The organism is Brumicola pallidula DSM 14239 = ACAM 615, from assembly GCF_000428905.1.
Lineage (GTDB): Bacteria > Pseudomonadota > Gammaproteobacteria > Enterobacterales > Alteromonadaceae > Glaciecola > Glaciecola pallidula.
The window spans coordinates 22,059-29,124 of record NZ_KE386819.1 but is presented as its reverse complement, the minus strand read 5'-3'; the positions used below and the strand labels follow the sequence as shown (position 1 = coordinate 29,124).

Here is a 7,066-nt window from a genome sequence, read left to right as displayed (position 1 = left end):
GACTATACTCTGGCCTATGGACAAAGACAATGATATTAGGACTGGAAGACACGTCGTTTTTATGATGCATGTGCATCTGGTCTTTGTGACGAAATACCGACGCGGCGCATTGTGGTCGCCTAGCTACTTTGCGGGGAGTTGTGGTGGTGCGCCAATTGCCGTGATCCGCAAGTACATCGAGCAACAGCAAACGCCACACTAAAACAAATGGACGGCTTCGCCACCCGAGCTATCCATCCCCGCGCTGAACGACGAGGCTTTCCGCTCAATTCCGGTAAACTAAAAGACTAAAGCAATAAGACTAAATAAATAAAGCTTATCGCTTTAAATTGCAACCTAAACAGTGAGATTAGGATTATATGACGGCAATAAAGTCGCCGTTAAAAACCATTTTGACGGATAATATCAGCGCGCTGTTGCCGGCGCTTTTGGATAAAACCGGTTAATGATTCACATTTATTTAAAACCAAGTATATTTGACGCTTAGACAACAAATAATAGAGAGCCACATGTTCTATAAGCTAGTTGCTCTTCTCATCCTTCCAGTTTTGCTTATGCAAGGAAGACAAGTTAGAAAGCGAGCACATAAACTTCCTGAAGCAATTGGCGAACGCCAAGGTTCAACTAACGATTCGACAAAACCACCACTTGGTATACTGATTATCGGTGATTCATCTGCAGCTGGCGTTGGCGCGTCTCATCAAGATACTGCGCTGCTTGGTCAATTAGTTAATAATCTAAAAAAGCACTTTCATTTGTCATGGACACTTATAGCAAGAACCGGCGCGCAAACTCAAGACCTTTCTAAGATGCTCGACAGCGCTGAATTCGGCAATACGGTTGATATTGTGGTAACCAGTTTAGGAGTGAATGATGTTACCTCACTACAAGGTGCCAAGCACTGGTTGAATGAACAAAATAAACTGCATCAATATTGCTTTCAAACGCTAGGCGCTAAGCATGTTATTGTCAGTGGAATGCCACCAATGCATAGATTTCCATTATTACCACAACCGTTAAGATGGATCATGGGCAATAGAGCCAAAGAATTTGACTGTCTACAGGCAATAAATATTGGTAAATGTGCAAATAAGACTTATGAGCCCTTGGCCTTTGATATGAACAAAAGTGCCATGGCTATTGATGGTTTTCACCCAGGACCACTCATATATCATCAGTGGGGCTTAAATTTAAGCGAGCGTATTGTATGTGTCGCCAAAACCTTACCAAACAAAACTGACACTCGCATTTAACATTTGTATTGTTTAGCCCATTGTAGTTTAGTTATGCAAATTTATTAGCAAACACTTTCGCAAAAAACGCAGCAGATGATTCGTCCATATTGAAATATAAACTTGGCTCAATCAGTTCTACTTCGATAATCATTAACTCAGCGTTTAACGACACGATATCAACTCTAGCATACAGTGCGTCTTCAGGTAAGGCTTCAATCGTTTGCTCAGCAAGAGCAAACATGGCGTTAGATGGTTGCATGCTAGTGAGTTGGCCACCATGCTCTTCTTGCACCCTAAAGTCGCCTTTGGCGGGTTGCTTACAGATGGCATGGCTGTATTGTGAATTAAAGTAAAAGAGCGAATATTCACCTTGTTCAATAATACTTGTTAAAAACGGTTGGATCATTGCTGAACGCTGTTTATATTCTTGCATTATCATGGGTAATTGCTTGCTAACTGCCGCTCGCGTGAGGCGGTAAGTACCATCAGCGTTGGCACTTACATAAGGCTTGATCACGATTTCATCACAATCAAATTTAGCAAATGCGGCAGCAAAATCCTGTTCGTGTAGTTCATCAGCCCAAAGCGTCGGTATAATTGGAATGCCTTTATCTTCTAGTTCTTTCAAATATCGCTTTGAAATATTCCATTCAATTAACGACATCGAATTACACAGCACCGCAGATGAATTATCGATAACCTGCAAACACGCTAGGAACTCTTGGTAGTGTGCTTGATAGTCCCAAGTACTGCGAACCACAACGACATCGTATTGATCCCAATTATGATTTTTTACACGCCAAGAAACCTCAGTTGACTCCCATCCAAGGCTTTTTAATGGTGCCGTAAGTAAACGATCATAAACGAAAAACGCTTCTAAATTGTCCGTCGTTAAAATAGCTACTTTGTGCATTTAATTCCTTACTCTGCATGGACTCTTGCGGTGTTTCGACTTTATTTATTTGTGGTAGGTTATGTTGGGTCCCAGAATTTGCTTCACTCTGCGGTGAGCCGAATAGAACCGCGATGATGATAATGGTAGCACCCATCATGCTTAACGATAAATCACGCTTAAAATGCATAAAATTCCCTCTCTGATAACAGACAATATTCCATGGATGTCTGGGGCACTCAACCAGCAGTGCCGACCTTAGCGAACCTGCTAAGCTTAGAATAATACCAAACAATAAGCCGTTAATGCCACAAATTATAGGAAATAAAACAAAAACGCGCGTAGACAACAGAAAGGTAGCAACTAATCAGATAGATTAGTTGCTACAAAGTAAGGAATATTTGTATTTTTAATGTCAACTTACTATGCTGTATTGTTGGTTGATAAAATTAGCATAGCGCTTAATTCTACTAATCTGAGAATTGGCGAATGATGGTGTTGATCGTGTCTTTAGCATCACCAAATATCATGCGTGCATTGTCTTTAAAGAACAGCGGGTTTTCGATACCAGCGAAACCAGAAGCCATGCCTCGTTTTAGAATAAAGACATTTTTTGCTAGGTCAGCGTTGATAATCGGCATACCATAAATCGGACTACCTTCAATCTCTCTTGCCGCAGGATTAACTACGTCATTAGCCCCAATCACAATAGCCACATCAAAGTTTGCCATACGCGCATTTACTTCGTCCATTTCAAGCAACAACTCGTAAGGCACGTCAGCTTCCGCTAAAAGTACGTTCATATGGCCAGGCATACGCCCAGCAACCGGATGAATACCATACACAACCTCCGCACCATTTTCTTCCAATAACACTTGCAGTTCCTTCATCGCATGTTGCGCTTGTGCGACGGCCATACCATAACCAGGAATAACGACGACCGATTGTGCTGCTTCCAATACGTAGTAAGCATCGTCGGCGGCCAAGGGTTTAACTTCACCTTCAATCTTAATTTCAGTCGCTTTGACGGCTTGAAATCCAGAAAATAACACGTTAATTAAAGAGCGATTCATTGCCTTGCACATAACGCTGGTCAGGATGATACCGCTTGCGCCTACCAGCGCGCCAGCAACAATCAATAGATTGTTGTTTAACGCCATACCCGCAGCACAAGCTGCAAGTCCAGAATAGCTATTGAGTAGTGATATAACCACCGGCATATCTGCGCCACCGATCGGAATAACCAACATCACGCCCAATACAATACAAAGCGCAACGAAGGAGTAAACGTAAACGGTACTGTTCGCAGTTTGTGGATAAATAACAACGAGAGCACCAAGCACAAAAATAGCAATGACGATAAATGCATTAACGAAAGCCTGACCGCTAAATACGGTTGAGCCACTACTGATCAACTTAGCTACTTTGCCACTGAGTTTTGCCCATGCAACTACACTGCCGGAAAAAGTAATACCGCCGATGGCAATGGCTAGCAAAACAATAATAGCTAAGTAGCTGTCTATTGCGGTGTCAGTTTCAAGCATGGCTAGCGCTACTAATAAACTCGCTAAACCACCAACACCATTAAGCAGTGATACCATTTCAGGCATTTCTGTTAGCTGAACTTTTTTGGCAATAAAAGCGCCTACTGCACTACCTGCGATGATCGCCACAATAATCCATTCATAGGCTAAAATGTTCTGGTCGGTTAAGGTAACGCAAATAGCCACTAGCATACCGATCGCAGAGAGCTTATTGCCGCGACGAGCGGTAGAAGGATGGCTGAGTAATTTAAGACCCAATATGAATAACGCTGCGCTCAATACATACACTGCATTGATAATTAATTCTGTATTCAACATTTTGCTTCCTTACTTACTTTTAAACATGGCAAGCATGCGATCTGTGACCATGTAACCACCCACAACATTAATCGTTGCAAGGAATACCGAAACACTGCCCAGAATTTGCGCAAGTAACAAATTTTCATTTCCTGAATAAGCAATAGCGCCAATTAGGGTGATGCCTGATACCGCGTTTGCACCGCTCATAAGAGGCGTATGCAAGGTGGCTGGCACTTTGCGAATAAGTTCGAAACCTAAAAATATCGCTAACATTAGAATCATTAAAAGATAGATAAATGACATTACACGCTCTCCTGTGTTAACAAGGCTTTAATAGTTGGGTTAATTAGCTCACCGTTGTGAGTGATTAGTGCAGTTTTCAGAATATCGTCTTCTAAATTAAGGACCATTTTTTTGGTTTCAGCGTCCCAAAATTCCAGCAATAGCGCTTGCAAATTATTCGCGTACATTTGACTCGCATCCAAGGCAACTTCGCTCGCCCAATTTCCAGTACCAATGACCGTGACCCCTTCAACCGTAACAATAGACCCCGCAACACTACCCTCAACATTACCGCCATTTTCGGCCGCCATATCAACAATCACGCTGCCTGGCTTCATTTTGGCAATAACGTCTTTTTTGATCAGTAGCGGTGGCTTCCTGCCAAATAATTGCGCAGTGGTTATCACCACGTCGGAGCTGGCAATACAATCGGCTTGTGCTTGTTGCTGAATTTCAATTTGCTCTGGGGTGAGTGCTTTCGCATAACCTTGGTCTGTTTGTCCTGTTTCACCTATATCAATGGCTAAAAATTTAGCTCCTAGGGATCGTACTTGTTCAGCAACAACTTCACGTGTGTCATATGCAATTACCGCAGCACCCAGACGTCTGGCAGTAGCGATAGCTTGTAGACCCGCCACACCAGCGCCAATGACGAACACTTTGGAAGGTTTTAATGTACCCGCTGGTGTCATCATCATTGGGAAAATCCGAGGTAAAATTGACATCGCCTTCGCCACCATGACATAACCTGCCAAACTCGCTTGCGAGCTTAATGCGTCCATTTTTTGGCAACGACTGCTGCGCGGGATCATTTCAACACTTAAAGCTGAACGACCCGACTGTTGCAACCATTTTATATGTTCAAGTGCATTGAAGGGGTCCAAAAAGCTGATACAACAAACCGTCGTTTTGGTCTGTTCCAAATCAACCTTTTCCAAAGCATGAATTGACATCACAAAATCAGCTTTTGCCAACAAAGAAGCCCTATCAGTTTCAATTGTTGCGCCTGCGTCTGTGTACTCTGAGTCATGAATATTAATACTTTTTCCAATACCAGATTCGACTAAAATGGTCGCCCCAAGCTTTATGTAAGCTTCGATATTTATTGGTAGTACGCTGCACCGACGTTCATTCTCTGCGTGCTCTGTGACAAACCCTATTATGCTCATTTAGCCTCCTTTTTTGGCTGGCTCAGATTATATAAGTACTTTTTTTCAGGCACAAAAGACCACCTGCATTATTTACAAGTTTCTCTGTCGTTTTTTGGTTATCTTTTAGATATTATTATTATTATTTTTTTTGCTGCACTGGTCGCCAATACTGATGTTTGAATATCAAAATTGGATGACCTCGCGTATAAATTAACGTCGTTAAACAGATCGCCAGCAGACGTTAAGTCAACAATATAATCGGTAGAGGGTATAGGTATACCTTGAAGGCTAGTTTTTGTCAAAGGATGAATCACTTAACATTAGCGAAGCAAAATTACGAGAAGAAGCAAAAGAAGGCATGTTTAAGAAGGCAAAAAAAAGGCTCATAAGAGCCCTTCGTACTTTATATTAAATTAAAACTTGGTACCTACCCATAGCCATATTTTGTCTGCATCTACTCTGCCACTTTCCCCAGAATAGCTTGCGTATTTTATTGCCGCGGTATAATGCTCAGCAAATGGCCTTACATACTGCAAGTTAATTTCTGAGCCTAAGTCATCAACGTTTTGTGTCGGCTTATCGGCAGAGAAATCGTGATAAGCAGCTATCCAATTGCCACCACCGACTTTCCCCGAGAGGGTAAATATCAAATCGACTAAGCCTTGTGATGGAGTGCCTAAGAATTGATCTGACCAACCATTAAATTTATGTAGCGTTGCTAAAGGCGTTGCAAAAGCATACTTACCGTCATCAGACCCTAACACTTCATAAGCTATTTTTGCTGTTAAGCTAGAGAGGTTCACACCAATTTCGGCAAATAAATAATCAGCATCAAAATCCGCATTGCTGCTTGCATTGCTCTGCCTTGCATATTCGACAGCATATACAAAGGTACTATCATCTGTATCCGCCGCCGTGGTTTTACCTTTAAAACTCATCCCATAGGTGTCCAGCGCATTATTCGTCGCATTATCTACTTCTAGCAGATAACTATAAGCAGTGACAACACCGAAGTGAGTTTTGTAATTAAGGTTGAGCAAATGATCCTTTGAATCTAAGTCCGCGGCCTCACCGAAAATACGATTACGCTGGTTAAGGTAGCTATATTGTACTTTGAGTTTTTCATTAACAGCGTAAATAACGGTCGCCGCATCGAAGGTTTGACGGTCTTGACGCCAGCCAACATGGCCAACAAAACGCTGTCCATCTAAAGCAATAACTTGACGACCTAACTTTACGGTTACTTTATCTTTTTTATACTGCACGAAAGCTTGGTCTAGCTCGGTAAATTCGGGGTCAGCAATCACTGAATATTCTCCCAAATTGTAGCCCGTGGGGCCAACAGTATAGTCGCCTTGGCCAAGCACAATGCGGTTATCTTCTAGTTCAAATGAGACTGACCAGCCCTCTAATTCAGCGGTTGTATAGCCGAGTCGTGTGCGCAAAGTAAATGCACTTGCATCTTTTACTGTATTGTCTTGAGATACATCCTCATATCTCAGGTTGAAGTTACCTGTGGCTTTTCCTGAACTCAGTGCTTCGTAAACTGGATCAGCGGCAAAAGCAGATGACGCTGCACCAGCCCAAATTAGCGCAGAAGTAATAACTGTTAGTAAATTGAATTTTCCGATCATGAGTGTTCTCTATATTTTAACAAATGGA

Annotated in this window: 8 protein-coding genes; 2 read left to right on the top strand and 6 right to left on the bottom strand. The window is 42.2% G+C overall.

The genetic code is table 11. The features are described 5' to 3' along the window. Nucleotides 1-16: 16 nt before the first annotated feature. Nucleotides 17-202 (top strand): transposase, encoded by a 186-nt coding sequence (locus G399_RS21845; RefSeq protein ID WP_006015021.1) that lies wholly within the window; start codon nucleotides 17-19, stop codon nucleotides 200-202. A gap of 307 nt (nucleotides 203-509) precedes the next feature. Further along, nucleotides 510-1,253 carry an SGNH/GDSL hydrolase family protein gene (locus tag G399_RS0119465; RefSeq protein WP_006015017.1) on the top strand — a complete coding sequence of 248 codons (744 nt, stop codon included), beginning with the start codon at nucleotides 510-512 and terminating at the stop codon, nucleotides 1,251-1,253. 31 nt (nucleotides 1,254-1,284) lie between these two features. Here G399_RS0119465 and G399_RS0119460 read toward each other — a convergent pair whose 3' ends face one another. The 6 genes from G399_RS0119460 to G399_RS0119440 all read right to left on the bottom strand — a co-directional run bounded on the left by G399_RS0119460 (nucleotide 1,285) and on the right by G399_RS0119440 (nucleotide 7,038). Further along, nucleotides 1,285-2,148 carry an ATP-grasp domain-containing protein gene (locus G399_RS0119460; protein WP_006015014.1) on the bottom strand — a complete coding sequence of 288 codons (864 nt, stop codon included), beginning with the start codon at nucleotides 2,146-2,148 and terminating at the stop codon, nucleotides 1,285-1,287. Continuing rightward, complete coding sequence (locus tag G399_RS22150; RefSeq protein WP_148277484.1) at nucleotides 2,093-2,317, bottom strand: hypothetical protein; 225 nt, start codon at nucleotides 2,315-2,317, stop codon at nucleotides 2,093-2,095. The genes G399_RS0119460 and G399_RS22150 overlap by 56 nt, the downstream gene beginning before the upstream one ends. A gap of 280 nt (nucleotides 2,318-2,597) precedes the next feature. Continuing rightward, nucleotides 2,598-3,989, bottom strand: a complete 1,392-nt coding sequence (locus G399_RS0119455) for an NAD(P)(+) transhydrogenase (Re/Si-specific) subunit beta (RefSeq protein WP_006015011.1) — start codon at nucleotides 3,987-3,989, stop codon at nucleotides 2,598-2,600. A 9-nt stretch (nucleotides 3,990-3,998) separates the two neighbouring features. Continuing rightward, nucleotides 3,999-4,274, bottom strand: coding sequence for an NAD(P) transhydrogenase subunit alpha part 2 (locus G399_RS0119450; protein WP_026843911.1), 276 nt, complete (start codon nucleotides 4,272-4,274; stop codon nucleotides 3,999-4,001). After that, entirely contained in the window at nucleotides 4,274-5,422 is a 1,149-nt protein-coding gene (locus G399_RS0119445; RefSeq protein ID WP_006015005.1) for an NAD(P) transhydrogenase subunit alpha, read from the bottom strand. Before G399_RS0119445 ends, G399_RS0119450 begins: the two co-directional genes overlap by 1 nt. A 395-nt stretch (nucleotides 5,423-5,817) precedes the next feature. After that, the gene (locus G399_RS0119440) at nucleotides 5,818-7,038 is read right to left on the bottom strand and encodes an alginate export family protein (protein ID WP_006014996.1); all 1,221 of its coding nucleotides are present in this window, start codon (nucleotides 7,036-7,038) and stop codon (nucleotides 5,818-5,820) included. Nucleotides 7,039-7,066: the final 28 nt, after the last annotated feature.